Source organism: Aeromonas sp. R6-1 (genome assembly GCF_040908165.1).
Taxonomy (GTDB): domain Bacteria; phylum Pseudomonadota; class Gammaproteobacteria; order Enterobacterales; family Aeromonadaceae; genus Aeromonas; species Aeromonas caviae.
This window is the reverse complement of record NZ_JBFODF010000003.1, coordinates 1-24063: the sequence shown is the minus strand read 5'-3', so window position 1 is coordinate 24063 and position 24063 is coordinate 1. Positions and strand designations below refer to the sequence as shown.

The window sequence follows — 24063 nt, the reverse complement described above, 5'->3', positions numbered from 1 at the left end:
GGCAGAGGCTCAGAGGGGCTTGATGTAGCTGTAGAACTCGTTGTCCCGCTGGTAGCCGTGCCCTTCGTAGAGGGCCTGAGCCTGTCGGTTGTCGGTGGCGGTGCTCAGCATCAGGAAGGCGGCGCCCGTCTCCTGGCCGTGGCGATCGGCCCGCGCCAGCAGCGCCTGGGCCACCCCCTGCTGGCGGGCCGCCGGCGCCACGAACAGATCGTACAGCAGCCAGACGGGCTTCAGGGCGAGGGAGCAGAACAGGGGATAGAGGTGGGCAAATCCCAGCACCACTCCCGCCTCGCTCTGGGCCACGAAGAGCACCGACTCCCCGGCGGTGCAGCGCTCCAGCAGGAAGGCTTCGGCAGCCTCGGGCCGGGCAGGCAGCCGGTAGAACGCCCGGTATTCCACGAACAGGGGGGTGACCCGGGGAATGTCACCGGGGGTGGCCTGGAAGATCCTCATGGGGCGTTCCCCGCCGGATCCTGGCTGACCCAGATCAGCCGGTCGGTGGCAAAGCCGAGCCCCCGGGCCCGCTCGACCAGGGCCTCTACCTTCTCTTTGGGGGGATGGGGCGTGCGGGAGAGGATCCAGAGGTACTGGAGGTTGTAACTGCTCACCAGGGAGAGGTCATAGTCCGTCGCCAGCACGTTGTAGCTGCCGTAGAAGGGGCCGAAGAAGCTCACCTTGAGGCGCCCCTCGTCGCTGTCGCCCACGAAGTAGGCGCGCCCCTCGGCCTCGCGCCACTCCCCCTGTTCGTCCTGCCCCCGGTTGATCACCCTGACACCGCCGTCATCCCGCAGGCTGTAGGTGGCGGTGACCCGGTTCAGGCCGCGCTCGAAACCGTGATCGAGGCGAGCCACCTCGTACCAGGTGCCCAGGTAGCGGTCGAGCTGGAAGGGCTTGACCACCTGGTGTCCCGGTGGAATGCCGGTGCAGGCGGTGGCCAGCAGGGTCAGAACGAGCAGGATCAGTGTGCGCATGTCATCCCTCCACGATACGCAGTTGTCCCGAGCGGAAGCGTGCCGCGTGTTCGCTCGGGGTGTTGCCAAAGAAGCGTTTGTATTCGCGACTGAACTGGGAGCCGCTCTCGTAGCCTACCTTGTCCGCCGCCACCCCGGCCTTGAGGCCGTCGTGCAGCATCATCAGCCGCGCCCGGTGCAGGCGCAGGGTCTTGATGTACTGCAGGGGCGAGGTGGCGGTGGCCGCCTTGAAGTGGTGGTGGAAGGCCGAGACGCTCATGTTCGCCTCCCGGGCCAGCTCCTCCACCGTCAGGTTCTCGGTAAAGCGCTGCTCCATGATACGCAGCACCCGGGCTATCTGGCTCACCTGGCTGTGACGGCTGGCCATGGCCAGCAGGGCGGGGGCACCCCCTTCGTGCAGGGCGTGGAACAGGATCTCGCGCACGATCTGGGGCCCCAGCACCCGGGCGTGGAGCGGTTTGTCCATCACGTCGATGAGGCGCTCCACCGCGCAGAGCATGGTCTCGGAGAGGGGCACGGAGACGACGCCGCGACCCGGCTCCGCCGGGGCGGGGGCCGCGTCCCCCATCTCCAGCAGCAGGGCCTGCAGCGCCGCCACGTCGATCTCCACCGAGAGCCCCACCAGAGGGGATTCGGGGGAGGCGAAGCACTCGCACTCGCAGGGCAGCGGCAGGGTCATCATCAGGTAGTGCTCGGGGTCGTAGCGGAAGGTGAAGTCCGAGAGATAGCCCACCTTGTGCCCCTGCAGGATGATGATCATGCGCGGGCGGTAGAGCACCGGGATGCGGTCGTGATGCTCCGTGGTGTAGATGAGGTGCACGCCGGGCACGGGGGCGGCGGTGATCCCCGGGTGGGGTGCCAGGGCGGCGAGCCGGCTGGCGAGGGCGGACTGGTGGGTCGCCGCGATGGGCTGATTTGTACTCATTTATCCAGGCTCAGTAGAAATAGGCAAGAAATCGGCAGAAAGCTCCCTTGATGGTAGGAGGTTATAAGAGAAAAATGCAACCCATACCTTACCGACTACGACCACCCCGGGAGATCCCATGAACAACTTCATCCTGCACACCCCCACCAAGGTACTGTTCGGCAAGGGCCAGGTGGCCCAGCTGCGCGGCCAGATCCCCAGCGACGCCCGCATCCTCGTCACCTACGGCGGTGGCAGCGTGGTGCGCAGCGGTCTGCTGGACCAGATCCGCCGCGAGCTGGCCGGCCTGACCCTGTTTGAATTTGGCGGCATCGAGCCCAACCCCACCTACGAGACCCTGATGGGCGCGGTCGAGTTGGCCCGCGCCGAGAAGGTCGACTTCCTGCTGGCAGTGGGCGGCGGCTCCGTGCTGGACGGCTCCAAGTTCATCGCCGCGGCCGCTCACTACGATCCGGCCAGGGATCCCTGGCACATCCTCGAGACCGTCGGGGGCGAGGTGGCCTCCGCCATTCCCCTGGGCAGCGTGCTGACCCTGCCGGCCACCGGTTCCGAGATGAACATGGGCGCCGTCATCACCCGCAAGAGCACAGGGGACAAGCAGCACTTCTTCTCGCCCTTCGTGATGCCGCGCTTCGCCGTGCTCGACCCCGTGCTCACCTACACCCTGCCCGCCCGTCAGGTGGCCAATGGGGTGGTGGATGCCTTCATCCACACCCTGGAGCAGTACCTCACCTACCCGGTGGATGCCAAGGTGCAGGATCGCTTTGCAGAAGGGCTGCTGCTGACCCTGGCGGAAGAGGGGCCCAAGGCGCTGGTGGAGCCGGAAAACTACGACGTGCGTGCCAACATCATGTGGAGCGCCACCCTGGCACTGAACGGCCTGATCGGAGCCGGCGTGCCCCAGGACTGGGCCACCCACATGCTGGGCCACGAGATCACCGCCCTGCACGGTCTGGACCACGCCCAGACCCTGGCGGTGGTGCTGCCCGCCCTGCTGCAGGCCAAGCGCGAGCAGAAGCGCGCCAAGCTGCTGCAATACGCCGAGCGGGTCTGGGATCTGCGCAGCGGCAGTGACGAGGAGCGTATCGACGGGGCCATCGCCGCCACCCGCGACTTCTTCGAGCGGATGGGGATCAAGACCCGGCTGCGGGATTACGTGGCCGACGCCCGGATCGACGCCCTGCTGGCCAAGCTCGAAGAGCACGGCATGACCGCCCTGGGTGAGCACGGCGACATCGACCTGGCCCAGAGCCGGCATATTTATGAGGCGGCCTGGTAAGCAGAGCGCGCCTGAAACGGGCCGCAGGCCCGGTTGCACCAGGGGGCCCGAACCCGCCAGCAGGCGGGGACGCGGCCCCCTGATCGTTGCAAAATGGTTACTTTTTCCCTTTTCATCTCATCAGATGAGCCAACGGCAGATTTCGTAAGAACAAAAAACGCTAAGGTAGAGGCCGGGTTAAACATTTTTTTTGACTGGTTGGATCACTTTTTTTAGCGCTTTTTGCTGGTATAAGCCCCTAATTTGGTTTGTTTTTTTTAATCATGGTCCGGGATGGGCTGAATTCTGTACCCGCCCGACCGGGGCCGTGGTTGTAATAAAACTCCAAAATTTGATACTAATCACCCTCGCGCCTGAAAAGCGGGGGCCTGACCGTGACAGGAGGTCGAGGTGAAGCCTGCTGATTTTCATAACAAAGGGCCCGTGACCTGCACTTTGATCATGCCTTGTCCCCTCAGACATGAGAGACTTGGCGATGATTGTTTATTAACCATCAGGGAATAGTCATGCAGATTGGAATACCGAGAGAGAGTCTCGCCGGTGAGACCCGGGTCGCAGCGACCCCGGCCACTGTCGAGCAGCTGAAAAAGCTCGGCTTCGAGGTTGCCATCGAGGCCGGTGCCGGCCTGCGAGCCAGCTTCGATGATGCCGCCTTCGAGGCTGCCGGTGCCAGCGTGGTACCGAACGTCTGGCAAGCCGACCTTGTCTTCAAGGTCAACGCGCCGACCGAGGCCGAAATCGCACAAATTAAGGATGGTGCCACCCTGGTGAGCTTCATCTGGCCCGCCCAGAACCCCGAGCTGGTCAAGAAGCTTTCCGAGCGCAACATCAATGTGATGGCGATGGACATGGTGCCGCGGATCTCCCGTGCCCAGTCCCTCGACGCCCTCTCTTCCATGGCCAACATCGGTGGCTATCGCGCCGTCGTGGAAGCCGCGCACCAGTTCGGTCGCTTCTTCACCGGCCAGATCACCGCCGCCGGTAAAGTACCGCCCGCCAAGGTGCTGGTCATCGGTGCTGGTGTGGCCGGTCTGGCCGCCATCGGGACCGCCGGTTCCCTCGGTGCCATCGTGCGTGCCTTCGATACCCGTCTGGAAGTGGCCGAGCAGATCGAGTCCATGGGTGGGGAATTCCTCAAGCTGGACTTCGGCGGCGAAGATGGCGCATCCAGCGACGGTTACGCCAAGGTGATGAGCGAAGAGTTCATCAAGGCCGAGATGGAGCTGTTCGCCCAGCAGGCCAAGGAAGTGGACATCATCATCACTACCGCCCTGATCCCGGGCAAGCCGGCACCCAAGCTCATCACCAAGGAAATGGTGGACAGCATGAAGCCGGGCTCCGTCATCGTGGACATGGCGGCCCAGGCCGGCGGCAACTGCGAATACACGGTACCGGGTGAACTGCATGTCACCGACAACGGCGTCAAGGTGATCGGTTACACCGATCTGCCGGGCCGCCTGCCTGCCCAATCCTCCCAGCTCTACGGCACCAACCTGGTGAACCTGATGAAGCTGATGTGCAAGGAGAAGGACGGCAACGTCGCCATCGACTTCGAAGACGTGGTGCAGCGCAACATGACGGTGGTCCAGGCCGGTGAAGTGACCTTCCCGCCCCCCGCCATCTCCGTCTCTGCCGCCCCGCAGAAACCCGCTGCCGCCAAACCGGCCGCCAAGAAGGAAGAGGCCAAGCCCTCCAACAAGAAGTTCGTGTTCGGTGCCCTCGGCATCGCCGCCTTCGGTTGGGTGGCCGCCGTAGCGCCTGCCGCCTTCCTCTCCCACTTCACCGTCTTCATCCTGGCCTGCGTGGTCGGTTACTACGTGGTGTGGAACGTCTCTCACGCCCTGCACACGCCGCTGATGTCGGTCACCAATGCCATCTCCGGCATCATCGTGGTCGGTGCGCTGTTGCAGATTGGACAAGGGTCGACCCTGGTCACCGTGCTGGCCTTTGTCGCCGTGCTGATTGCCAGTATCAACATCTTCGGTGGCTTCACCGTCACTCAGCGCATGCTGAAGATGTTCCGTAAGGATTAAGGGGGTTTAACGTGTCTCAAGGACTGGTAACAGCATCCTATATCGTTGCCGCCGTGCTCTTCATCCTCAGTCTCGCGGGACTGTCGAAGCAAGAAACGGCCAAGCATGGCAACCTGTTCGGTATCGCGGGGATGGCCATCGCCCTGCTCGCGACCGTGTTCAACCCGGAAACCAGTGGCGTCCACTGGATCATCCTGGCCATGGCCATCGGTGGCGCCATCGGCGTGCGGCTGGCCCTCAAGGTCGAGATGACCGAGATGCCCGAGCTGGTGGCCGTGCTGCACAGCTTCGTGGGCATGGCAGCGGTGCTGGTGGGCTTCAACAGCTTCATCGATCTGCACCCCTCCGCCCCCGCTGAAGTGGTGGTCTCCGTCGGCTCCAACCTGGATGCGACCCTGGCAGCCGCCCGGGCGGCGTTCGAGCAGGCGGCAAGCGTCGCCCAGGTCGAGCACCTCTCCGGCGCCATGCTGAACATCCACCTGGTGGAAGTGTTCCTGGGCGTCTTCATCGGTGCCGTGACCTTCACCGGTTCCGTGGTGGCGTTCGGCAAGCTGCGTGGCCTCATCTCTTCCAAGCCGCTGATGCTGCCGCACCGCCACAAGCTGAACCTGCTGGCCGTGGTGGTCTCCATCGCGCTGATGATCCACTTCGTCAACGCCGGTGGCTCCACCTTCGCCCTGCTGGTGATGACCCTGATCGCCTTCGCCTTCGGCTGGCACCTGGTCGCCTCCATCGGTGGTGCGGACATGCCGGTGGTGGTCTCCATGCTGAACTCCTACTCCGGTTGGGCGGCGGCGGCGGCGGGCTTCATGCTCTCCAATGACCTGCTGATCGTCACCGGTGCCCTGGTGGGTTCCTCCGGTGCCATCCTCTCCTACATCATGTGCAAGGCGATGAACCGCTCCTTCATCTCCGTGATCGCAGGAGGCTTTGGCTCCGACGGCGTGGCCTCCACCGCCGAGCAGGAGCTGGGCGAATACCGCGAGACCAACGCCGAAGACGTGGCCGACATGCTGAAGAACGCCAGCTCCGTCATCATCACCCCAGGCTACGGCATGGCGGTGGCGCAGGCCCAGTACCCGGTGGCCGAGATCACCCAGAAGCTGCGTGATCGCGGCGTCAAGGTGCGCTTCGGCATCCACCCGGTGGCCGGTCGTCTGCCTGGTCACATGAACGTGCTGCTGGCGGAAGCGAAAGTCCCCTATGACATCGTGCTGGAAATGGACGAGATCAACGATGACTTCGCCGACACCGACGTGGTGCTGGTGATCGGTGCCAACGACACCGTCAACCCGGCCGCCATGGAAGATCCGGGCAGCCCCATCGCCGGCATGCCGGTGCTGGAAGTGTGGAAGGCGCAGAATGTCATCGGCTTCAAGCGCTCCATGAACACTGGCTACGCCGGTGTCCAGAACCCGCTGTTCTTCAAGGAGAACACCCAGATGCTGTTTGGCGATGCCAAGGCCAGCGTCGAGGCCATCCTGAAGGCGCTGTAAGCGTTGACCGGATGAGACAAAAAGGGGGCTTCGGCCCCCTTTTTTTATGACCAGAGTGGATGACCGTGGCAGGGAACAGACAGACGGTGGTGCCTGCCTGTCTGGACTGACTGGCGAGCCCTGGCTCAATTAAAGTTGAGCAAAAGCACCAAAAAACCACCTTGAAGGCCTCTCATGAGGCCTTTTTGTCATTTCAGTCGTGATTTTGCTCACATTTTGTGGTGTTGTCTCACCAGTCGGGCATAATGCCCGCGCAAAAAGCGGATTTGCTCAATTTTATTTGAGTCCGCTTCGAATATCCTTACCCAACGTTGACCGGATGACCCCATGACCGAGGTAGCTCCCTTGCGCGACGCCAGCACACTGACCGATGAAGAGCGCCATCTGATTGCCAGCTTCGAGCCTGCGGTGGCGGCGCTGTCCGCCCTGTTTGGCCCGGGCTGCGAGGTGGTGCTGCACGCCTTTGACAGTCTGCACGCCTCCGTCATCAAGATTGCCAACGGCCACATCACCGGCCGCCAGGAGGGAGCGCCGGTCACCGATTTTGCGCTCGACAAGTTGCACAGTGCCGCCGGCAGCCAGTGGAGCAGTTATTTCTCCCGCACCCGGGAGGGCACCCTGCTGAAGTCCTCGTCCATCACCATCAGCAACCGCGAGGGCAAACCCATCGGTATGCTGTGCGTGAATTTCAGCCTGGACACGCCCCTTGGCAGCCTGCTCGACACCTTTGCCCCGCCCGCAGTGCCCCCTGCCCACGGCACCGAGACCTTCGCCAGCTCGGTGGATGATCTGGTGGCGCAGGTGATCGCCAAGGTGGACAGGGATCCCGGGCTGGGCAGCAGCGTGCGCAACAAGGCGATCGTGCACCGGCTCTACGACATGGGCATCTTCGAGATCAAGGATGCCGCCCAACTGGTGGCCGAGCTGCTCGGCATCTCCCGCCATACCGTTTACCTGCATATCCGCAATCACAAGGCGGAACTGGCCGAACAACAATGACGAGCCCGCACGCGGGCGCCATGAACATGAGACACATCGCAATGAACGCACAATGGACCGACTTTATTACCCTGCTCAAGCGTGAAGTGGTGCCGGCCCTCGGCTGCACCGAGCCCATGTCGGTCGCCCTGGCGGCGGCCAACTGCCGCAAGCTGCTGGGGCAGGTACCGACCCGCACCCGCGTCTGGGTCAGCGGCAATCTGTTCAAGAACGGCATGGGGGTCGGCGTGCCCGGCACCGGCATGATCGGCCTGCCGGTGGCTGCCGCAGTGGGCATCACCGGTGGCAACCCGGATGCCGGGCTGGAGGTGCTCAAGAGCCTCACGCCGGATCAGGTCGAGGCGGCCAAGGGGCTGCTGCCCACCATAGAGGTGGATGTGAAGGATGTGCCCGACGTGCTCTACGCCGAGGTGCTGGCCGAAGTGGAGGGGCACAGCGCCCGGGTGGTGATCTGTACCGACCACACCCGCATCGTGCTGATGGAGAAGGATGGCGAGGTGCTGATGGTGCAGGACAGCGCCCCCGGGGTGCAGATCCAGCCAGCCAAGGCCGACAAGCCCGCCATGACCCTGAAGGAGATCGTGGCCTTCGCACTGGAGGTGCCGCTGGTCGAGATCGACTTCATCCGCGAGGCGGCCACCATGAACCAGGCGCTGGCGGACGAAGGGCTGCAGGGCTATGGCCTGCGCATCGGCAAGATCCTCACCGATCAGGTGGAGCGCAAGCTGCTTTCCGACGACCTGATGACCCTGGCCATGCGCCTGTCGTCTGCCGCCTCCGATGCGCGGATGGATGGCGCCATGCTGCCCGCCATGTCCAACTCCGGTTCCGGCAACCAGGGCATTGCCGCCACCATGCCGGTGGTCGCCGCCGCCCGCTTCCTCAAGGCCGATGACGAGCAGCTGGCCCGTGCCCTGGTGATGAGCCATCTGGTGGCCATCTACATCAAGGCCTACCAGAACAAGCTCTCCGCCCTGTGTGCAGCCAGTACCGCCGCCATGGGATCGGGGGCCGCCATCACCTGGCTGCTGGGGGGCCAGTTCGAGCAGATCAGCCACTGCATCAACAACATGATTGGGGATGTTTCCGGCATCATCTGCGACGGCGCCGGCAGCGCCTGCTCCATGAAGGTCTCCACCTCCACCTCGGCGGCGGTGAAATCCTCGCTGATGGCCATCAACAACCTGCGCGTGCCCCAGAGCGAGGGGATCGTCTCGGACGATGTGGATCAGACCATCGCCAACCTGGGTCGCCTCTCCAGGGAGGGGATGCTGGATACCGACATCGAGATCATCAACATCATGCGGGCCAAGCAGCAGGGTAAGCACCAGTGACCCCGGAGTGCCGCCGTCGGCCATAAAAAAACCGGAGCCAGTGGCTCCGGTTTTTCATTGTCCGTTCGCTACTCAGCCGCGACCGAGACGGTTGTCCGGGTAGTTCTTGGCCAACACTTCGCGGGCATGCTGGGCCAGGGTCGGCATCTTCAGGGTGTCATAGGCGTTGACCATGATTTCCAGTGCCTTCTCGGTTTCCACCGTGTCGGGATAGGTCTCGACGATCAGCTTGGCGCGGTTGGCGGCGGCGATCAGGGCGTCACGCTTGACGTAGTACTCGGCTACCCCTAGGTCATAGCGGGCAAGACGGTTCTTCAGGCCGATCATGCGGGCACGGGCATCGGCTGCATAGCTGCTGTTGGGGTAGTTCTGCAGCAGGGTCTTGAAGTCCTGGAAGGCCTGACGGGCGTAGGAGGGGTCCTTGTCATCCCGATTGATGCCGAGGAAATCCTGGAAGAAGTTGTAATCCGCCGCCATGTTGGTCAGGCCGCGCATATAGAAGACGTAATCGATGTTCTTGTGCGCCGGGTTCAGGCGGATGAAACGGTCGATGTTGGCGATCGCCTGGGCGGTATCATCCTGCTTGTAGTAGGCATAGATGAGATCGAGCTGAACCTGGTTGGAGTAGGCACCGAACGGGTAACGAGAGTCCAGCGCTTCCAGCAGTTCGATGGCATTGAGGTAGTTGCCGGTATCCAGTTTGATGCGGGCTTTCTGGTACAGAACTTCCGGCGGTTCGTCGGGAACCTTGGGTTTGGTGCTGGAACAGCCAGTGATCAGGGTAGCGACCAAGGCGAGCGACATCAGCAGGTGAGACTTCTTTCCCATCAACAACATCCGGTCCATTTCCACGAAATTGGCAAAGTATCCGTTATGCTTGGCTAAAAGAAAAGCTAGAATACCCGGATTATTTCGAATTGATACCCCCGCTCAAGAGACCATACATGAGCCAGCATATTGAACTGACAGGCGAATTTCAGGATCACCAATTCGGGCAACGACTAGACCAGGCCCTGGCCGAATTGTTTCCCGACTACTCCCGGACCCGCATCAAGGAGTGGATTTTACAGGACAGAGTGACCCTGGACGGTCAGGTTGCCAATACCCCGCGCGAGAAAGTGGTGGCCGGGCAGCAGGTACATGTGAATGTGGAACTGGCAGACGACACCCGCTGGGATGCCCAGAACATCGAGCTGAACATTGTCTATGAAGATGAACACATCCTGGTGATCGACAAGCCGGCCGGCCTGGTGGTTCACCCGGGCGCCGGTACGCCGGACGGCACCGTGCTCAACGCCCTGCTGCACCGCTACCCCGGCATCGCCGAGGTCCCCCGTGCCGGTATCGTGCACCGTCTGGACAAAGACACCACGGGGTTGATGGTGGTCGCCAAGACCATTCCCGCCCAGACCCACCTGGTGGAAGCCCTGCAGGCACGCCAGATCACCCGTGAGTACGAGGCGATTGCCATCGGTCACATGACCGCCGGCGGCACCGTCGATGCCCCCATCGGTCGTCACCCGACCCAGCGTACCCACATGGCTGTGGTGCCCAACGGGCGCGAGTCCGTCACCCACTACCGGGTGCACGAGAAGTTCCGTGGTCACACCCGTCTGCGGTTGCGCCTGGAAACCGGCCGTACCCACCAGATCCGTGTCCACATGGCCCACATCAAGCATCCGCTGGTGGGGGATCCCGCCTACGGTGGCCGTCTGCGTCTGCTGCGCAACGCCACCCCCGAACTGACCGAGGCCCTGCGCGGTTTCCACCGTCAGGCGCTGCACGCCACCATGCTGAAGCTGGCGCACCCCATCACGGGTGAAGTGATGGAGTGGCACTCCCCCACGCCGCAGGACATGGTGGCGCTGATGGAAGTGCTGCGGGCGGATACCCTGGCCAATCCGGACGATCTGGTCTGGAACTGATCCCGAGGGCGGCCTTGCGACGATTCCTGCCGTAACCTGCCCTCCATGATCTGATGCGGGGCCCCTTGACTGGTTGCAGCCAAGGGGCCCCGTTTTCATATGAACGAAAGGAGCCACAGATGAACTGGATCACACCCGACTGGCCCGCGCCGGGCAATGTCAGGGCTCTCTCGACCACCCGGGACGGCGGCATCAGCGAAGGGGTTTTTGCCGGCCTGAACCTCGGGGCCCATGTGGGCGATGCACCGGCCAGGGTCGAGGCCAACCGCGCCCGACTGCAGCAGGTGGCGGGGATCCCCGACACTCTCAACTGGCTCAACCAGGTACATGGCATCGCCGTCCATCCGGTGAGCGACCGTTATGAGCGCGCACCGGATGCCGATGCCGCCTGTGCTCATGAGGCGGGGCAGGCCTGCATCGTGATGACTGCCGACTGCCTGCCGGTGCTGTTCTGCGATCGGGCAGGCACCGTAGTGGCGGCGGCCCATGCCGGCTGGCGCGGACTGCAGGGGGGCGTATTGGAGGCAAGCATCGCCGCCATGGGCTGCGAGCCTGGCGAGATCCTGGCCTGGCTGGGCCCGGCCATCGGTCCCGCCGCGTTCGAAGTGGGTGGCGAGGTGCGTGAGGCCTTCATGGCGGAGCAGGCCGAGGCGGCGACTGCATTCGTGCCATCCCTCAACGAAGGGAAATGGCTGGCGGATATCTACCAGCTGGCCCGACTGCGCCTCGCCCGCGCCGGCGTCACCGCCATCTATGGCGGCGAATACTGCACCTTCAACGACAGCGAGCGCTTCTACTCCTATCGCCGCGACGGGCAGACGGGTCGCATGGCCTCCCTCGTGTGGCTGGAAAAATAGCCGAAGAGGCGCTGGCGCGTTGCCACAAGCGCCTCCTCACTCTCTGGTGATGGCCCTCCGCGACCATGTCTTGCTGCCGAGCAGGCTCAGGGGGCAGGCTGCCATTGCGAGGTCGTTTTCCCCCGGTCACCGCTATTGAGGAAAAAATAAACAGCCACCCCTTGAAATTGCCCTTCAAGACCACATCTTCCTTGTCAGAAAGCGATGTTGTTGCCGCGCATGCGGCGTCTGTCTTGAAGGGGGAGTGCAATGCGCCTCGATCGCCTGACCAGCAAATTCCAGATTGCCATTTCCGATGCCCAGTCTCTTGCACTGGGTCGTGACCACCAATTCATCGAACCCGTCCATCTGATGAGCGCCTTGCTCAATCAGGACGGCGGATCCATTCGTCCGCTGCTCACCTTGACCGGGCTCGACATCAATACCCTGCGCTCGCGCCTCGGCGAGGAGCTGGATCGCCTGCCCCGCGTCAGCGGGGTGGAAGGGGACGTACAGCTCTCCAACGGCCTCGGCCGCCTGCTCAACGTCTGCGACAAGCTGGCCCAGCAGCGCAAGGATCAGTTCATCTCGTCCGAGCTGTTCGTGCTGGCGGCCCTGGACGAGAAGGGGACGCTGGGCGAGCTGCTGCGTGCCCAGGGGCTGACCAAGGAAAAACTTGAGGCAGCCATCGACAAGGTCCGTGGCGGCAAGAAGGTGGAGGATGCCAACGCCGAGGAGAATCGCCAGGCGCTGGAGAAGTACACCATCGATCTCACCGAGCGGGCAGAACTCGGCAAGCTCGACCCGGTGATCGGCCGGGATGACGAGATTCGCCGCACCATCCAGGTGCTGCAACGCCGCACCAAGAACAACCCGGTGCTGATCGGTGCCCCCGGCGTCGGCAAGACCGCCATCGTCGAGGGGCTGGCCCAGCGCATCATCAATGGCGAAGTGCCGGAAGGGCTCAAGAACAAGCGGGTGCTGTCGCTCGACATGGGGGCCCTGGTGGCCGGTGCCAAGTATCGCGGCGAGTTCGAGGAACGCCTCAAGGCGGTTCTGAACGATCTGGCCAAGGAGGAGGGCAGCGTCATCCTCTTCGTGGACGAACTGCACACCATGGTCGGCGCCGGCAAGGGCGAGGGTGCCATGGATGCGGGCAACATGCTCAAGCCCGCCCTGGCCCGCGGCGAGCTGCACTGCGTCGGGGCCACCACCCTCGATGAGTACAGGCAGTACGTGGAGAAGGATGCCGCGCTGGAGCGCCGTTTCCAGAAGGTGCTGGTGGAGGAGCCCTCGGTGGAGGACACCATCGCCATCCTGCGTGGCCTGAAGGAGCGCTACGAGCTGCACCACCATGTGCAGATCACCGACCCCGCCATCGTCGCGGCGGCCCAGCTCTCCCACCGCTACATCGCGGATCGCCAGCTGCCTGACAAGGCCATCGACCTCATCGACGAGGCGGCGGCCAGCATCCGGCTCCAGATCGACTCCAAGCCGGAATCCCTGGACCGGCTCGAGCGGCGCATCATCCAGCTCAAGCTGGAGCAGCAGGCGCTGATGAAGGAGGACGATGACGCCAGCCGCAAGCGCCTCGATCTGCTCAATCAGGAGCTGACGGAAAAAGAGCGGGAATACAACGAGCTGGAAGAGGTGTGGAAGGCCGAGAAGGCTGCCCTCGCCGGGACTCAGCACATCAAGGCGGCACTGGAGCAGGCCCGTCAGGATCTCGAGGTGGCGCGCCGCGCAGGGGATTTGGGTCGCATGTCCGAGTTGCAGTACGGCCGCATCCCGGAGCTGGAGAAACAGCTGGATCTCGCCACCCAGGCCGAGATGCAGGAGACCAGCCTGCTGCGCAACAGAGTCACCGACGTGGAGATCGCCGACGTCCTGGCCCGCTGGACCGGCATTCCGGTGGCCCGCATGCTGGAAGGGGAACGGGAGAAGCTGCTGCGGATGGAGGATCAGCTGCACAGCCGGGTGATCGGCCAGGAAGAGGCGGTGGACGCCGTCTCCAACGCCATTCGCCGCTCTCGTGCCGGGCTGTCCGACCCGAACCGCCCCATCGGCTCCTTCCTCTTCCTCGGCCCCACCGGGGTGGGCAAGACCGAGCTGTGCAAGGCGCTGGCGGAGTTCCTGTTCGATACCCAGGACGCCATGGTGCGGATCGACATGTCCGAGTTCATGGAGAAACACAGCGTGGCCCGTCTGGTGGGGGCGCCTCCGGGATACGTGGGTTACGAGGAAGGGGGCTATCTCACCGAGGCGGTGCGCCGTCGCCCCTACTCGGTGATCCTGCTGGACGAGGTGGAGAAGGCGCATCCCGATGTCTTCAACATCCTGTTGCAGGTGCTGGACGATGGCCGCCTGACCGACGGTCAGGGGCGTACCGTGGACTTCCGCAACACCGTAGTGATCATGACCTCCAACCTCGGGTCTGATCTCATCCAGGAGCACCACTCCGAGAAGGATTACGACGAGATGAAGGCCATGCTGATGGAGGTGCTGACCCGCAGCTTCCGGCCGGAATTCATCAACCGGATCGACGAGACCGTGGTGTTCCACCCGCTCGGTGAGGAGCACATCAAGTCCATCGCCCGCATCCAGCTCAAGAGCCTGATGAGCCGTCTGGAGTCCCAGGGCTTCGAGGTGGAGGTGAGCGAGGAGCTGCTGACCAAGCTGGTTCATGCCGGGTTCGATCCCGTCTACGGGGCGCGTCCCCTCAAGCGGGCGATCCAGCAGAAGGTGGAGAACCCGCTGGCCCAGGCCCTGCTCAGCGGCCGGGTCATCCCGGGCAAGACACTGCGGCTGGGGGCCGACAGCAACGGCCTCACCATGACCCAGTAATGGGATTGTCGATGAAAAACGCAGGCCTCGTGCCTGCGTTTTGTTTTCTGAGGGATTGAGATGCTGACGTTTTCCGTTTTGGTGGATGACGACGTTCATCTGCCTGGCTGTCTGCCCGAGCGAGGGTTGGCGCTGCTGCTGGAGTGTGACGGCCTCAGGGTGCTGTTCGACAGCGGCCGTGGCCGGGCGCTGTGCCACAACGCCGCCGTGATGGGGATCGATCTCGCCTCTCTCACCCATGTGGCGCTCTCTCACGGTCATTACGACCATGTGGGCGGGGTCGGCTCGCTGCCCGCTTATCCAAGACCCATCCCGCTCATAGCCTGTCCGGACGTGTTCTGCGAGCGGGGCTACTTCCTGTCGCTGCCCTTCTGGCGGCGCAACCTCTATCGCCTGTCGGGGGCGCTGGATCGGGAGTCGCTGTCGGCCAGAGGCTTGCTTCCCCACTGCTCGTCCGAGCCGATGTGGCTCTCGGATCGTCTGGTGTTCCTCGGCAGCATTGTGCGGCGCGACCGGGCTGCGCCTTCGCTACTCGGCTACATAGTGCGGGGTGGGCGGGTGGAGAAAGACCTCATCAGCGACGACTCGGCGCTGGCCTACACGAGCGAGCAGGGGCTCATCGTCTTTATCGGCTGCGGTCACGCCGGGGTCGAGAACATCATCGAGTGTGCCAAGGAGGTGTGTGGCGACGAGCGGATCCACGCCGTCATCGGCGGCCTGCACCTGAAGTTTTCCGGCCCGCAGCGGGCGGTGGCGCTCGGAGCCTATCTGCAGGAAGAGGCGGTGGAGCGGTTGTTTGCCTGCCACTGCACCGGCAGCAGAAAGGCGGGGCTGCCGCGCCAGCACCAGATCGGGGCGGGTTTTGAGCACAGTTTTTCGGCGTAAAAAAAGCGGCAATCCGAAGATTGCCGGGAGGAATGTATTCGATGCGATCTGACGTGGGTTGAGCGGATCGCAGGGGCAAGCCCCAGGGTCGGCAGGCACAGTCAGCGACCATGCCCGCCTTACAGTCAGTCGGGATACGCTCTCCACCCCGGCTGACCAGCTTCGCTATCGCGTCTGTCCCCCGCCGTGTTGCCGCGATAGGAGGACAGAGGCAATCAAATCAATTCGTTACAGCATGTCCGCAATGGCGGCCTTCATCTCGGCCGGCCAGACGCCGACCTGGACCTGACCGATGTGCTCTTTTTGCAGCAGCAGCATGGCCAGACGGGATTGGCCGATGCCGCCGCCGATGGTTTGCGGCATGCGTGCTGCCAGCAGATCCTGATGCCAGTCGTACTGCAGGCGATCTTCGTCCCCGGTGATGGCGAGCTGGCGGCGCAGGGCCTCTGCGTCCACCCGGATCCCCATGGAGGAGATCTCGAAGCTGTCTTCCAGCACCGGGTTCCACACCAGGATGTCACCGTTCAGACCCGCCAGCCCGAGCTCGCTCTCGCTGCTCCAGTCGTCGTAGTCCGGGGCTCGCACGTCGTGGCGTTCGCCGTGGGAGAGGGCGCCACCGATACCGATGAGGAAGACCGCTCCCAGCTCTTTGGCGATGGCGCGCTCGCGTCCCTTGGCATCGAGGTCCGGGTAGCGGGTCAGCAGCTCTTCACTGTGCAGGAACTGGATATCCGCTGGCAGGAAGGGGGTCAGCTCATGCTCGGCACAGACCGCGCGCTCGGTGGCCTTGATGGCGGCCCAGATGCCGCGCACCGTCTCCTGCAGATAGGCGAGATCCCGGCGCTCGCCCGGCATCACCTTCTCCCAGTCCCACTGGTCGACGTAGACGGAGTGAATGGGGCTGAGACGATCCTCGTCCGGACGCAGTGCCTTCATGTGGGTGTAGATGCCTTCACCCGGGCCGAAACCGAAGCGACCCAGAGTCTGGCGCTTCCACTTGGCCAGGGAGTGGACCACCTCATAGCTGTGCTCCGGCAGGGTTTTCACCTTGACCTGCACTGCATGCTCGCAGCCGGAGAGGTTGTCCTGGGTGCCGTCACCGACCCGGCTCAGAATGGGGGCTTGTACCTCCATCAGGCCGAGTTGCAGTGCGAGTTGGCGGGAGAACATCTCTTTGACGAAGCTGATCTGCTGTTGGCTGCGGATGTAGTGCTGTTTCATGCTGAATTACCTGTCGTGAATCCGTTGAATGCGGTGATTCTTCAACAGAATGCCAACTAAATTCAATATTCGATAATTGAAATAGGCTTTGTGTGTTTTTTTCTTCAAAATAAGCCATTAATTAATGATGAATCATTAAAAGGAGCGCAAAAAAGTGTCAGAAAATTATCGGATCGATAATCTCGATCAGGCCATCCTTACCGCCCTGATGGAGAATGCGCGCCTGCCTTACGCCGAACTGGCCAAACAACTGCTGGTGAGCCCGGGCACCATCCACGTGCGGGTAGAGAAGATGAAGCAGGCGGGCATCATCGAGGGAACGCGGGTGCAGGTGAACCCCAAGAAGCTGGGCTACGACGTCTGCTGCTTCATCGGGATCAACCTCAAGAGCGCCAAGGATTACCCGTCGGCCCTGGCCAAACTGCAGGCGCTGGACGAGGTGGTGGAGGCCTACTACACCACGGGCCACTACAGCATCTTCATGAAGGTGATGACCCGCTCCATCGACGAGTTGCAGACGGTACTGATCCACAAGATCCAGACCATCGACGAGATCCAGTCCACCGAGACGCTGATTTCGCTGCAAAACCCGATCCTGCGGGATGTGAAGCCCTGAGTCGGGTGGTCTGAGGGGGGCGTAGAGATCCCTCTCCCGTGCGAGACCCTGTTCGCGCAGCAGAATGCGACCCTGTGGGCTATGACACCCTGACCGGTGGATCAGGGTTCGATATAGGGGATGCCGTATTTGTCGTAGAGGGCTTTGAGCCGGCCGTCCCGCTTCATGTGCAGCAGTTCGGCATCATAGGCGGCCATCAGGGCCGGGGTGTCGGCATCGGCCCGGGAGCGGGTCCAGACATTGAAGTAGGGGCTGGTCTTGAGGGGTTTTGGCAGGTAGTCGAGCTTGCCTTCCAGTCCCTCCTCTCTTATCTGGGTGAAGGCGGTGACCAGGGACATGGGCACCACGTCGATGCGACCGGCGATGAGTTTGCGCAGTTGCAGCTGGTTGATGGGGATCTCCTGGAAGTGATAGCTCGGGTCTGTCATGGCCGCCGCGAGCTCGGGGGTATAGGAGAAATCCCGGGTGACACCGATACGCCAGGGTTTGAGATCCGTCAGATGGTCATAATGGATCCGGCCTGCGGACTCCTTGCGTATGAAGAAGTGCCAGCTATGGAGCATATGGGCCTGTTTGGGGTAGAGCAGATAGGCCTCCCGCTCCGGTTTGTAGGAGTGGGTCAGCAGCAGGTCATAGAAGCCGCTTTCGGCATTGCGGGTGAGCCTGGCCCCCGAATCGATGAGCTCAATCCTGATGGGGGTATGGAGCGTGCCGAAGATGGCGGTGACGAGATCCACATCCAGCCCGCGAGGGTGTCCCTGTGCATCCAGCCACTTGAGAGGGGGCTCCAGGATGCCACCAATGACCAGCTCCCTGGCTGACAGCCAGCAGGGCAGCAGCAAGCAGAATACGAGCAAGCGTCGCACGTTACATCTCCTGAGCACTCGGGACGGGGTCGCATCCGGCAGGGACTGTGACCGGCACCTATCTAACTAGAGACAACCACGGATGGCAAACCCTGAAATGGGGAGGGGACAAACGAACGGTGCCGGTGGGAGGGGGGCGGGCTGCCTCGACAGGCCGCCCCGTGGCAGAGTCGGGTGGGGTGGACCAGCCACTCGCCGGCTGTGGACGGGAGGGTGGCCGGCATGAAACCTGTGCGAGGTTGCCTGCCTCAGGTTGCCTGACACTGTTTCATCTGGGTGTTGAGGGCCTGCATCACCTGACGACGGCTGATGATGCCCGTCACCTTGCCTCCCTCCATCACTGGATAGACCTTGGGTCTGGCCCCGGCCATCTGGCGGGCGAGATCCACAATGTTGTCATCAGGAGAGACGAACAGCGGGGCCCGGCTCATCAGATCTTCGACCAGAGTACGGGTGTCGCAGTGATAGCTGCCCGTAAGCAGGGCGGGAATGCAATCCTGCTCGGAGAGAAATCCGACGAGGTGCTGATGGTCATCCAGTACCGGCAGGCCCCCCAGGTTTGCCCGATGGAGTCTGTCCAGCGCCTCGGCCAGACCGAGGCCGGGGTGCAGTGAGTGGGTCAATGGCTGCATATGATCGCGAATTTGTAGCATGATGGTGGCTCCATGGGGGTCGATGGGGCCACTATGCCCGGTGACCGTGACAGGGGGCCAATGGGTTTTGCCTCGGACATCGATAGGTCATGGCCGATGAATGGGCCCTCCGTGCGATCCTGCATGGATCGGGGAGGGCGACAACCACAAGGAGAAGGTATGCGTGCATTGGTAACGGGCTGTGGCCGTCGCCTGGGATTCTATCTGTGCGAGCAGCTGGTGGCTGCTGGCTGGCAGGTGACGGGCAGCTATCGCAGCGAACGGCCCGAGCTGGATCGTCTGCGAGACGTGGGCGTCGAGCTGGTTCAGGCGGACTTCACCCGGGAAGAGGAGGTGGGCGCCGTGGTGACGGCGCTGGCGGCCCATGAGGATCTTGCCCTGATCATCCACAATGCCTCTGCCTTCGAGCCCCAGGCGGCGGATCCTGCGGTGCAGCTGGCCCAGTTTGATCAGTTCTACCGGGTACACATGGCGGCTCCCTTCCAGCTCAACCGGGCGCTGGCCCCCGCCCTTGCCCGCCAGCCCAACGGGGGCATCATCCACATCACCGATATCTACATCCATGCCCCGGCGCCCCAGTTTGCCGCCTACGTGGCCACCAAGGCGGGAGCCCATTCCCTGGCCATGAGCTTTGCCCGCGAACTGGCACCCGCCGTGCGGGTCAACACCATAGAGCCTGGCCCCATCCTGTTTCTCGACGAGCACGGGGATGACTGGCGCCAGCAGGTGCTGGCGAAGACGCCGCTGGCGCGGGAAGGGGGTCTGGAGCCCATCTGGCAGGCGGTACAGATGCTGATGAAGAACGACTACATGACCGGGGCCAGCATCCGGGTGGACGGGGGGCGCGCCCTCGCCGTCATCTAGGGCAAGGCGGGCCGCCATGACATGAGGCGCTTTTGGGTGCCTCATGTGTGTGAACGGCTCAAGGGTGCCGGATGGCGGCGTGCCGGGAAGGGGGGCCGGGGTGGCCGTTGCCGGGAAGCAGGGCCTCGTCTTGCTGGCAGAGATGGATGGGGGCCTGGCCGATGCGCTGCTTCGCAAACACCTTGCTGCCCGGCAGGCCGAGGGTCACCTTGCCGGAGTCCACACTGCCGCCCTGATACATCTCCGCCAGCAGATCCCCCAGGTAGGCATCCACCCCGGCCTCGGCGAAGTCATCCCGTTCGCTGCAGGCCAGTATGTCGATGTCCAGTGGCCTGTCCGCCACCTTGCACAGGGGGTGGCTGCGATCCCGGCCATGAGCCAGCTCCATGGTGACAAACTCGGCCTTGAGCTGGACGGGGGAGAGGTCGCTCTGGACGACGAACAGGCAGTTGAGGAAGTCGTGGCGTGAATGCATGCCCACGGGCTTGGTCTGGATGACGGAACTCAGGTGAAGGCGACCAAAGCGGGCCAGCAATTCGGCGACGGCCTGACTGACGTGCAGGGCGGGGTCGAGATTGGATCCAATGCTACAGAGGTAAAACATGCTTTCCATTCCTTGGGTTGGGCTCGTCTGAAATATATACGCAGCTCACGGTTATGGGATTCACTATGAATTAACATGTCGTTATCTGTTGTGATCCAACGCTGATTGGCAGAAAGGAGGTTTGCATGAGCGTAGAAATGAAATGGGCACTGTTGGCCGCGTCAGGGGCCCTTGCCATGATCATTGTCATCTGTGTGGCGTCCGTCGGTCTGGCGTGAATCCGGCCTCGGTGAGCAATCAAACCGGCTTTATGGCCGGTTTTGCTTTTTGGGGCAGTGCGGATATGCTGGCTCCCCCATGACGAATCGAGACCGCAGAAGATGACCAAGGTTCGGCCCCGCTCCCTGCTCCAGGTAGTACTGATGGGCTTCGTGCTGGTGCTGATGCCCCTGGGGGGCATGATCTGGCACGACAGTCAGGCTCTCTCCCACCTGGGCCAGCTCACCAGCGACGAGATGGAACGTGCGGTGCGGGACACTCGCCGGGCGACGCTGCTCTCCACCCAGGCCATCGATCTGGAGCGCACCCTGCGCCGCTATGCGGTCCTGGGTGATGACCGCATCCTGGCCAGCTATCGGCAGCAGTTGGTGCGCTACCGGGAACTGCTCGCTACCCATCAGGACTCCATCCCGGATGCCGAGGTCTACGGAGATCTCGAGGCGGCGCTGGTCTGGCTCGACGGCCTGCAGGATCTGCGCAAGGCCAGGCAGGAGGCGACCAGCCCCCGTTTCACCGATTTCAACGAACTGAACCAGCAACTGGAGGTGGTCACCCGCAGCCAGGTGGATGATCACGTGACCCGCATGCGGGGCGCCATCGTGGAGCTGAAACAGCAGATCTGGTGGGTCAGCGGCTTCGTGGCCGGGCTCAGCCTGCTGCTGGTGTTGCTCTTTACCTACCTCATCATCCACCCGGTACGTCAGATTGAGTCGCGGATCCTGAGTTTGGGCGCCGGTGTCGAGCCGGATCAGCGCCCGGTGGATGGCCCGGCCGAACTGGTGCTGCTGGGGGAGCGGATCAGCTGGCTGCACGACAAGCTCAAGGAGCTGGAACAGCAGAAATACCAGTTCCTGCGCCACGTATCCCACGAGCTGAAAACCCCCCTTGCCGTGCTGCGGGAGGGGGCTGATCTGCTCTCGGAGCAGCTGGTGGGGCCCCTCAACGGGGATCAGCAGGAGATCTGCCAGATGCTGGAGGAGAACAGCCGCCGTCTGCAGACCCTGATCGAGCGGCTGCTCGACTTCAATCGCCTCAGCCAGCAGGAGGTGTTCACCCTGTCCGAGGTGCCCCTGGCGCCCTTGTTGTCAGACTTGTCCGAAGAGTACCGGCTCGCGCTGGAATCCAAGCAAATCAGTGTACACTTGCCGCCCGAGCCCATCAGCCTGCGGGCAGAGCCCTACCGCCTGCGACTCATCCTCGACAATCTCTTTTCCAACGCGGTCAGCTATGGCGCCAGGGGCGGACAGATCTGGATCCGCGCCGGGGCGGGGGCGGGCGGCGGCTGGCTGGAGGTGGCCAACGAAGGGCCTGTCATCCCGCCAGACGAGCGGGAGCGCATCTTCGAGCCCTTCGAACAGGGCAGCATAGTGCGCCAGGGATTGCTGAAAGGCTCCGGCATGGGCCTCTCCATTGCCCGTGAGTCTGCCATGAGCCTGGGCGGCGAGCTCAGGCTGATCGAGGATGCCCAGGCGGATGTCTGTTTCCGGCTGGATTTGAACGTGCGCCCGAGCTGACGGGCGTGGCGGCGACCCCGCAGGTGCGGGTGGCGCCTTGACACCGAATATTGAGAGGAGCGGGCAGGTGCCTGTTCCCCACCAGGATCTGAAGTGACATTCAAGATGAAACGATTTGTGATTCCCGTATTGATGATAGGCCTGCTCGCTGGCTGTTCCCTGCTGCCTTCTACCAGCCTCACCGAGCCTTCCCAGGAGGCGATTGCCAGGCGGATGGAGTTTGCCAACAAGGAGATGCAGGTGCGCCTGCAATACTCGGACTGGCTGCTGGCCAGCCATCCCCAGCAGCGGATGCAGGAGCGCCAGCGACTGGCCGGCGCCACCGACCTCGAGAGCCGGGTCAGCCTGGCCATGGTCAACACCCACCCGTCCGAATCGGTGGCCAGCCGCCGGGCCGGGCTGGATCAGCTGAAGGCTCTGTTGCCGGAGCTCGGTCTCGATGCCCAGGCCTTCCTGCGCAGCTGGATCGCCCTCGGGGAGGAGCTGCTGGTGCGAGACAGCCGCCGCGACGATCAGAGTCAGGAGGTGAAGCGTCTGCGCCAGCAGATAGAGCAGCTCTCCGCCATCGACGAGCAGCTCAACCAGCGTAAGCTCAATGGGGGAGGTCAGCCATGACAGCTCCGGACCGCGCCATAATGACCGCGTTTTTCGCCAAGAGGGGGTGAGAGCATGAGCCGTATTCTGCTGGTGGACGATGATGCCAGCCTGCTCAAGCTGATGAGCATGCGCCTGCGCAGCCAGGGTTACGAGGTGGATACCGCCGACAGCGCCGAAGGAGCGCTGGACAGGCTGCGCCAGCAACGGGCCGACCTGGTGCTGAGCGATCTGCGCATGGGGGGCATGGACGGGCTGGCGCTGTTCGAGCGGATCCAGTCCCAGTGGCTCGGCATGCCGGTGATCATCATGACCGCCCACGGCACCATTCCCGACGCCATCCAGGCGACCCGCACCGGGGTATTCAGCTTCCTCACCAAGCCCATCGACAAGGACGAGCTGCTGGTCACCATAGAACATGCTCTCAGCCTGACCCGTCCGAAGCAGCAGCAGGAGTGGCAGTCCCTCATCCAGACGCGCAACCCGCAGATGGAGCAGTTGCTGATCCAGGCGAGCAGCATCGCCACCATGGACGTGCCCGTGCTGATTCTGGGCCCCTCCGGCGCCGGCAAGGGGGTGATGACCCAGGCGCTGCACCAGGCCAGCCACCGCCGCGACAAGCCGCTGCATACCATCAACTGTGCGGCTCTGCCCTGGCCCGCGCTGGACTTGCAGCTGTTTGGCGAGGATGGCCAGTCCGGCCTGTTTGCCGAGGCCAAAGGCGGCACCCTCTTCCTCGACGAGATAGGGGATCTGTCGGAGTCACTCCAGGCCAAGTTGCTCCAGGTGCTGGCGGAGTATGGTCAGGGCACCCCCGAGGTGCGAGTCATCAGCTCCAGCCATCAGGATCTGGTGACCGCTATGGAAGAGGGGCGTTTTCGAGAGGATCTCTTCTACCGCCTCAACGTGGCCAACATCACCCTGCCGCCGCTGAGCGCCCGCAGCGAGGACATCCCCCTGCTGGCCCGTCAGGCGCTGGACGATTACCGCAACCGTCACCCCGATTGCGCCGCCCTCGGCTTCTCGCCGGAGGCGCTGGCCCTGCTGGCCGCCGCGGCCTGGCCGGGCAACGTGCGCCAGCTCTGCGGGGTGGTGGAGCAGCTCGCGAGCCTCTGCTGCAGCCCGGTGATAGGCGCGGCCATGGTGGAGTCGGCCCTGAGTGGCGGCGGTGGCGGCATTCCCTCGTTCAACGAGGCGCGGGCCGAGTTTGAAAAGGAGTACCTGATCCGGCTGCTGCGCACCACGGAAGGCAATGTGACCCTGGCGGCCAACATGGCGGGGAGAAACCGCACCGACTTCTACAAGCTGCTGAATCGGCACGGCATCGAGGCGGCCAACTTCAAGTCGAAGGGGTAAATGACAGAGGGGCGGCCCGTCGATGACGG

The 24063-nt window shown here is 63.3% G+C and carries 23 protein-coding genes; 15 read left to right on the top strand and 8 right to left on the bottom strand.

Annotation, left to right across the window (positions count from 1 at the left end):
- Positions 1-9: 9 nt before the first annotated feature.
- Genes AB5Y68_RS00445 through AB5Y68_RS00435 form a run of 3 tightly spaced genes read right to left on the bottom strand, consistent with a single transcriptional unit; the run spans position 10 to position 1896 of the window.
- Positions 10-453: an N-acetyltransferase gene (locus AB5Y68_RS00445; RefSeq protein WP_039039628.1), complete on the bottom strand. Its 444-nt coding sequence runs from the start codon at positions 451-453 to the stop codon at positions 10-12.
- On the bottom strand, positions 450-971 hold the full coding sequence (locus tag AB5Y68_RS00440) for a lipocalin family protein (protein ID WP_039039627.1): 522 nt from the start codon (positions 969-971) through the stop codon (positions 450-452). The genes AB5Y68_RS00445 and AB5Y68_RS00440 overlap by 4 nt, the downstream gene beginning before the upstream one ends.
- A 1-nt stretch (position 972) precedes the next feature.
- Entirely contained in the window at positions 973-1896 is a 924-nt protein-coding gene (locus AB5Y68_RS00435; protein ID WP_010675998.1) for an AraC family transcriptional regulator, read from the bottom strand.
- Between the two features lie 118 nt (positions 1897-2014).
- On the opposite strand from AB5Y68_RS00435, the gene yqhD reads away from it, so the two are divergent.
- The 5 genes from yqhD (at position 2015) to AB5Y68_RS00410 (ending at position 9037) form a co-directional block, all read left to right on the top strand.
- Positions 2015-3175: an alcohol dehydrogenase gene (gene yqhD, locus AB5Y68_RS00430; protein ID WP_039039626.1), complete on the top strand. Its 1161-nt coding sequence runs from the start codon at positions 2015-2017 to the stop codon at positions 3173-3175.
- A 506-nt stretch (positions 3176-3681) separates the two neighbouring features.
- The gene (locus AB5Y68_RS00425; protein WP_010675996.1) at positions 3682-5208 is read left to right on the top strand and encodes a Re/Si-specific NAD(P)(+) transhydrogenase subunit alpha; all 1527 of its coding nucleotides are present in this window, start codon (positions 3682-3684) and stop codon (positions 5206-5208) included.
- Positions 5209-5219: 11 nt separating this feature from the next.
- Positions 5220-6704, top strand: a complete 1485-nt coding sequence (pntB, locus tag AB5Y68_RS00420; protein ID WP_010675995.1) for a Re/Si-specific NAD(P)(+) transhydrogenase subunit beta — start codon at positions 5220-5222, stop codon at positions 6702-6704.
- 327 nt (positions 6705-7031) lie between these two features.
- A complete protein-coding gene (locus AB5Y68_RS00415) occupies positions 7032-7703 on the top strand; it encodes a transcriptional regulator (RefSeq protein ID WP_039039625.1) in 672 nt (223 codons plus the stop codon).
- Positions 7704-7729: 26 nt separating this feature from the next.
- Positions 7730-9037 carry a serine dehydratase subunit alpha family protein gene (locus AB5Y68_RS00410; RefSeq protein ID WP_039039696.1) on the top strand — a complete coding sequence of 436 codons (1308 nt, stop codon included), beginning with the start codon at positions 7730-7732 and terminating at the stop codon, positions 9035-9037.
- Between the two features lie 72 nt (positions 9038-9109).
- Here AB5Y68_RS00410 and AB5Y68_RS00405 read toward each other — a convergent pair whose 3' ends face one another.
- Complete coding sequence (locus tag AB5Y68_RS00405) at positions 9110-9865, bottom strand: outer membrane protein assembly factor BamD (RefSeq protein ID WP_039039695.1); 756 nt, start codon at positions 9863-9865, stop codon at positions 9110-9112.
- A 116-nt stretch (positions 9866-9981) separates the two neighbouring features.
- Between AB5Y68_RS00405 and rluD the strand changes: the two genes are divergently transcribed.
- The 4 genes from rluD to AB5Y68_RS00385 all read left to right on the top strand — a co-directional run bounded on the left by rluD (position 9982) and on the right by AB5Y68_RS00385 (position 15527).
- Positions 9982-10962 carry a 23S rRNA pseudouridine(1911/1915/1917) synthase RluD gene (gene rluD, locus AB5Y68_RS00400; protein ID WP_010675991.1) on the top strand — a complete coding sequence of 327 codons (981 nt, stop codon included), beginning with the start codon at positions 9982-9984 and terminating at the stop codon, positions 10960-10962.
- A 119-nt stretch (positions 10963-11081) separates the two neighbouring features.
- Positions 11082-11819: a peptidoglycan editing factor PgeF gene (gene pgeF / locus AB5Y68_RS00395; RefSeq protein WP_039039624.1), complete on the top strand. Its 738-nt coding sequence runs from the start codon at positions 11082-11084 to the stop codon at positions 11817-11819.
- A gap of 249 nt (positions 11820-12068) precedes the next feature.
- The gene (clpB, locus tag AB5Y68_RS00390; RefSeq protein WP_039039623.1) at positions 12069-14642 is read left to right on the top strand and encodes an ATP-dependent chaperone ClpB; all 2574 of its coding nucleotides are present in this window, start codon (positions 12069-12071) and stop codon (positions 14640-14642) included.
- A gap of 60 nt (positions 14643-14702) precedes the next feature.
- A complete protein-coding gene (locus AB5Y68_RS00385; RefSeq protein ID WP_039039622.1) occupies positions 14703-15527 on the top strand; it encodes an MBL fold metallo-hydrolase in 825 nt (274 codons plus the stop codon).
- Between the two features lie 228 nt (positions 15528-15755).
- On the opposite strand, the gene asnA is transcribed toward AB5Y68_RS00385, so the two are convergent.
- Positions 15756-16748 (bottom strand): aspartate--ammonia ligase, encoded by a 993-nt coding sequence (asnA, locus tag AB5Y68_RS00380; RefSeq protein WP_039039621.1) that lies wholly within the window; start codon positions 16746-16748, stop codon positions 15756-15758.
- Positions 16749-16902: 154 nt separating this feature from the next.
- Between asnA and asnC the strand changes: the two genes are divergently transcribed.
- On the top strand, positions 16903-17364 hold the full coding sequence (asnC, locus tag AB5Y68_RS00375) for a transcriptional regulator AsnC (protein ID WP_010675986.1): 462 nt from the start codon (positions 16903-16905) through the stop codon (positions 17362-17364).
- A 101-nt stretch (positions 17365-17465) separates the two neighbouring features.
- Here asnC and AB5Y68_RS00370 read toward each other — a convergent pair whose 3' ends face one another.
- Together AB5Y68_RS00370 and AB5Y68_RS00365 are read right to left on the bottom strand one after the other, a co-directional pair.
- Complete coding sequence (locus tag AB5Y68_RS00370) at positions 17466-18230, bottom strand: ABC transporter substrate-binding protein (protein WP_039039620.1); 765 nt, start codon at positions 18228-18230, stop codon at positions 17466-17468.
- Between the two features lie 248 nt (positions 18231-18478).
- Positions 18479-18883 (bottom strand): CBS domain-containing protein, encoded by a 405-nt coding sequence (locus AB5Y68_RS00365; RefSeq protein WP_039039619.1) that lies wholly within the window; start codon positions 18881-18883, stop codon positions 18479-18481.
- A gap of 159 nt (positions 18884-19042) precedes the next feature.
- Here AB5Y68_RS00365 and AB5Y68_RS00360 point away from each other — a divergent pair, with 159 nt between their 5' ends.
- Positions 19043-19747, top strand: coding sequence for an SDR family oxidoreductase (locus AB5Y68_RS00360; protein WP_039039618.1), 705 nt, complete (start codon positions 19043-19045; stop codon positions 19745-19747).
- Positions 19748-19805: 58 nt separating this feature from the next.
- On the opposite strand, the gene folK is transcribed toward AB5Y68_RS00360, so the two are convergent.
- Positions 19806-20351 carry a 2-amino-4-hydroxy-6-hydroxymethyldihydropteridine diphosphokinase gene (folK, locus tag AB5Y68_RS00355; RefSeq protein WP_039039617.1) on the bottom strand — a complete coding sequence of 182 codons (546 nt, stop codon included), beginning with the start codon at positions 20349-20351 and terminating at the stop codon, positions 19806-19808.
- A gap of 125 nt (positions 20352-20476) precedes the next feature.
- Between folK and AB5Y68_RS00350 the strand changes: the two genes are divergently transcribed.
- The 4 genes from AB5Y68_RS00350 to AB5Y68_RS00335 all read left to right on the top strand — a co-directional run bounded on the left by AB5Y68_RS00350 (position 20477) and on the right by AB5Y68_RS00335 (position 24034).
- A complete protein-coding gene (locus AB5Y68_RS00350) occupies positions 20477-20569 on the top strand; it encodes a YnhF family membrane protein (RefSeq protein ID WP_010675981.1) in 93 nt (30 codons plus the stop codon).
- Positions 20570-20671: 102 nt separating this feature from the next.
- Positions 20672-22084 (top strand): ATP-binding protein, encoded by a 1413-nt coding sequence (locus AB5Y68_RS00345; RefSeq protein WP_039039616.1) that lies wholly within the window; start codon positions 20672-20674, stop codon positions 22082-22084.
- 105 nt (positions 22085-22189) lie between these two features.
- Complete coding sequence (locus AB5Y68_RS00340) at positions 22190-22699, top strand: hypothetical protein (protein WP_039039694.1); 510 nt, start codon at positions 22190-22192, stop codon at positions 22697-22699.
- Between the two features lie 54 nt (positions 22700-22753).
- Positions 22754-24034, top strand: a complete 1281-nt coding sequence (locus tag AB5Y68_RS00335; protein ID WP_039039615.1) for a sigma 54-interacting transcriptional regulator — start codon at positions 22754-22756, stop codon at positions 24032-24034.
- Positions 24035-24063: the final 29 nt, after the last annotated feature.

What these genes read in the sequence shown, in the direction of transcription:
- AB5Y68_RS00445 (WP_039039628.1), bottom strand. Translation starts at nt 453, where the DNA reads ATGAGGATCTTCCAGGCCACCCCCGGTGACATTCCCCGGGTCACCCCC.
- AB5Y68_RS00440 (WP_039039627.1), bottom strand. Translation starts at nt 971, where the DNA reads ATGCGCACACTGATCCTGCTCGTTCTGACCCTGCTGGCCACCGCCTGC.
- AB5Y68_RS00435 (WP_010675998.1), bottom strand. Translation starts at nt 1,896, where the DNA reads ATGAGTACAAATCAGCCCATCGCGGCGACCCACCAGTCCGCCCTCGCC.
- yqhD (WP_039039626.1), top strand. Translation starts at nt 2,015, where the DNA reads ATGAACAACTTCATCCTGCACACCCCCACCAAGGTACTGTTCGGCAAG.
- AB5Y68_RS00425 (WP_010675996.1), top strand. Translation starts at nt 3,682, where the DNA reads ATGCAGATTGGAATACCGAGAGAGAGTCTCGCCGGTGAGACCCGGGTC.
- AB5Y68_RS00415 (WP_039039625.1), top strand. Translation starts at nt 7,032, where the DNA reads ATGACCGAGGTAGCTCCCTTGCGCGACGCCAGCACACTGACCGATGAA.
- AB5Y68_RS00410 (WP_039039696.1), top strand. Translation starts at nt 7,730, where the DNA reads ATGAGACACATCGCAATGAACGCACAATGGACCGACTTTATTACCCTG.
- AB5Y68_RS00405 (WP_039039695.1), bottom strand. Translation starts at nt 9,865, where the DNA reads ATGGGAAAGAAGTCTCACCTGCTGATGTCGCTCGCCTTGGTCGCTACC.
- rluD (WP_010675991.1), top strand. Translation starts at nt 9,982, where the DNA reads ATGAGCCAGCATATTGAACTGACAGGCGAATTTCAGGATCACCAATTC.
- pgeF (WP_039039624.1), top strand. Translation starts at nt 11,082, where the DNA reads ATGAACTGGATCACACCCGACTGGCCCGCGCCGGGCAATGTCAGGGCT.
- clpB (WP_039039623.1), top strand. Translation starts at nt 12,069, where the DNA reads ATGCGCCTCGATCGCCTGACCAGCAAATTCCAGATTGCCATTTCCGAT.
- AB5Y68_RS00385 (WP_039039622.1), top strand. Translation starts at nt 14,703, where the DNA reads ATGCTGACGTTTTCCGTTTTGGTGGATGACGACGTTCATCTGCCTGGC.
- asnA (WP_039039621.1), bottom strand. Translation starts at nt 16,748, where the DNA reads ATGAAACAGCACTACATCCGCAGCCAACAGCAGATCAGCTTCGTCAAA.
- AB5Y68_RS00365 (WP_039039619.1), bottom strand. Translation starts at nt 18,883, where the DNA reads ATGCTACAAATTCGCGATCATATGCAGCCATTGACCCACTCACTGCAC.
- AB5Y68_RS00360 (WP_039039618.1), top strand. Translation starts at nt 19,043, where the DNA reads ATGCGTGCATTGGTAACGGGCTGTGGCCGTCGCCTGGGATTCTATCTG.
- folK (WP_039039617.1), bottom strand. Translation starts at nt 20,351, where the DNA reads ATGTTTTACCTCTGTAGCATTGGATCCAATCTCGACCCCGCCCTGCAC.
- AB5Y68_RS00350 (WP_010675981.1), top strand. Translation starts at nt 20,477, where the DNA reads ATGAGCGTAGAAATGAAATGGGCACTGTTGGCCGCGTCAGGGGCCCTT.
- AB5Y68_RS00345 (WP_039039616.1), top strand. Translation starts at nt 20,672, where the DNA reads ATGACCAAGGTTCGGCCCCGCTCCCTGCTCCAGGTAGTACTGATGGGC.
- AB5Y68_RS00340 (WP_039039694.1), top strand. Translation starts at nt 22,190, where the DNA reads ATGAAACGATTTGTGATTCCCGTATTGATGATAGGCCTGCTCGCTGGC.
- AB5Y68_RS00335 (WP_039039615.1), top strand. Translation starts at nt 22,754, where the DNA reads ATGAGCCGTATTCTGCTGGTGGACGATGATGCCAGCCTGCTCAAGCTG.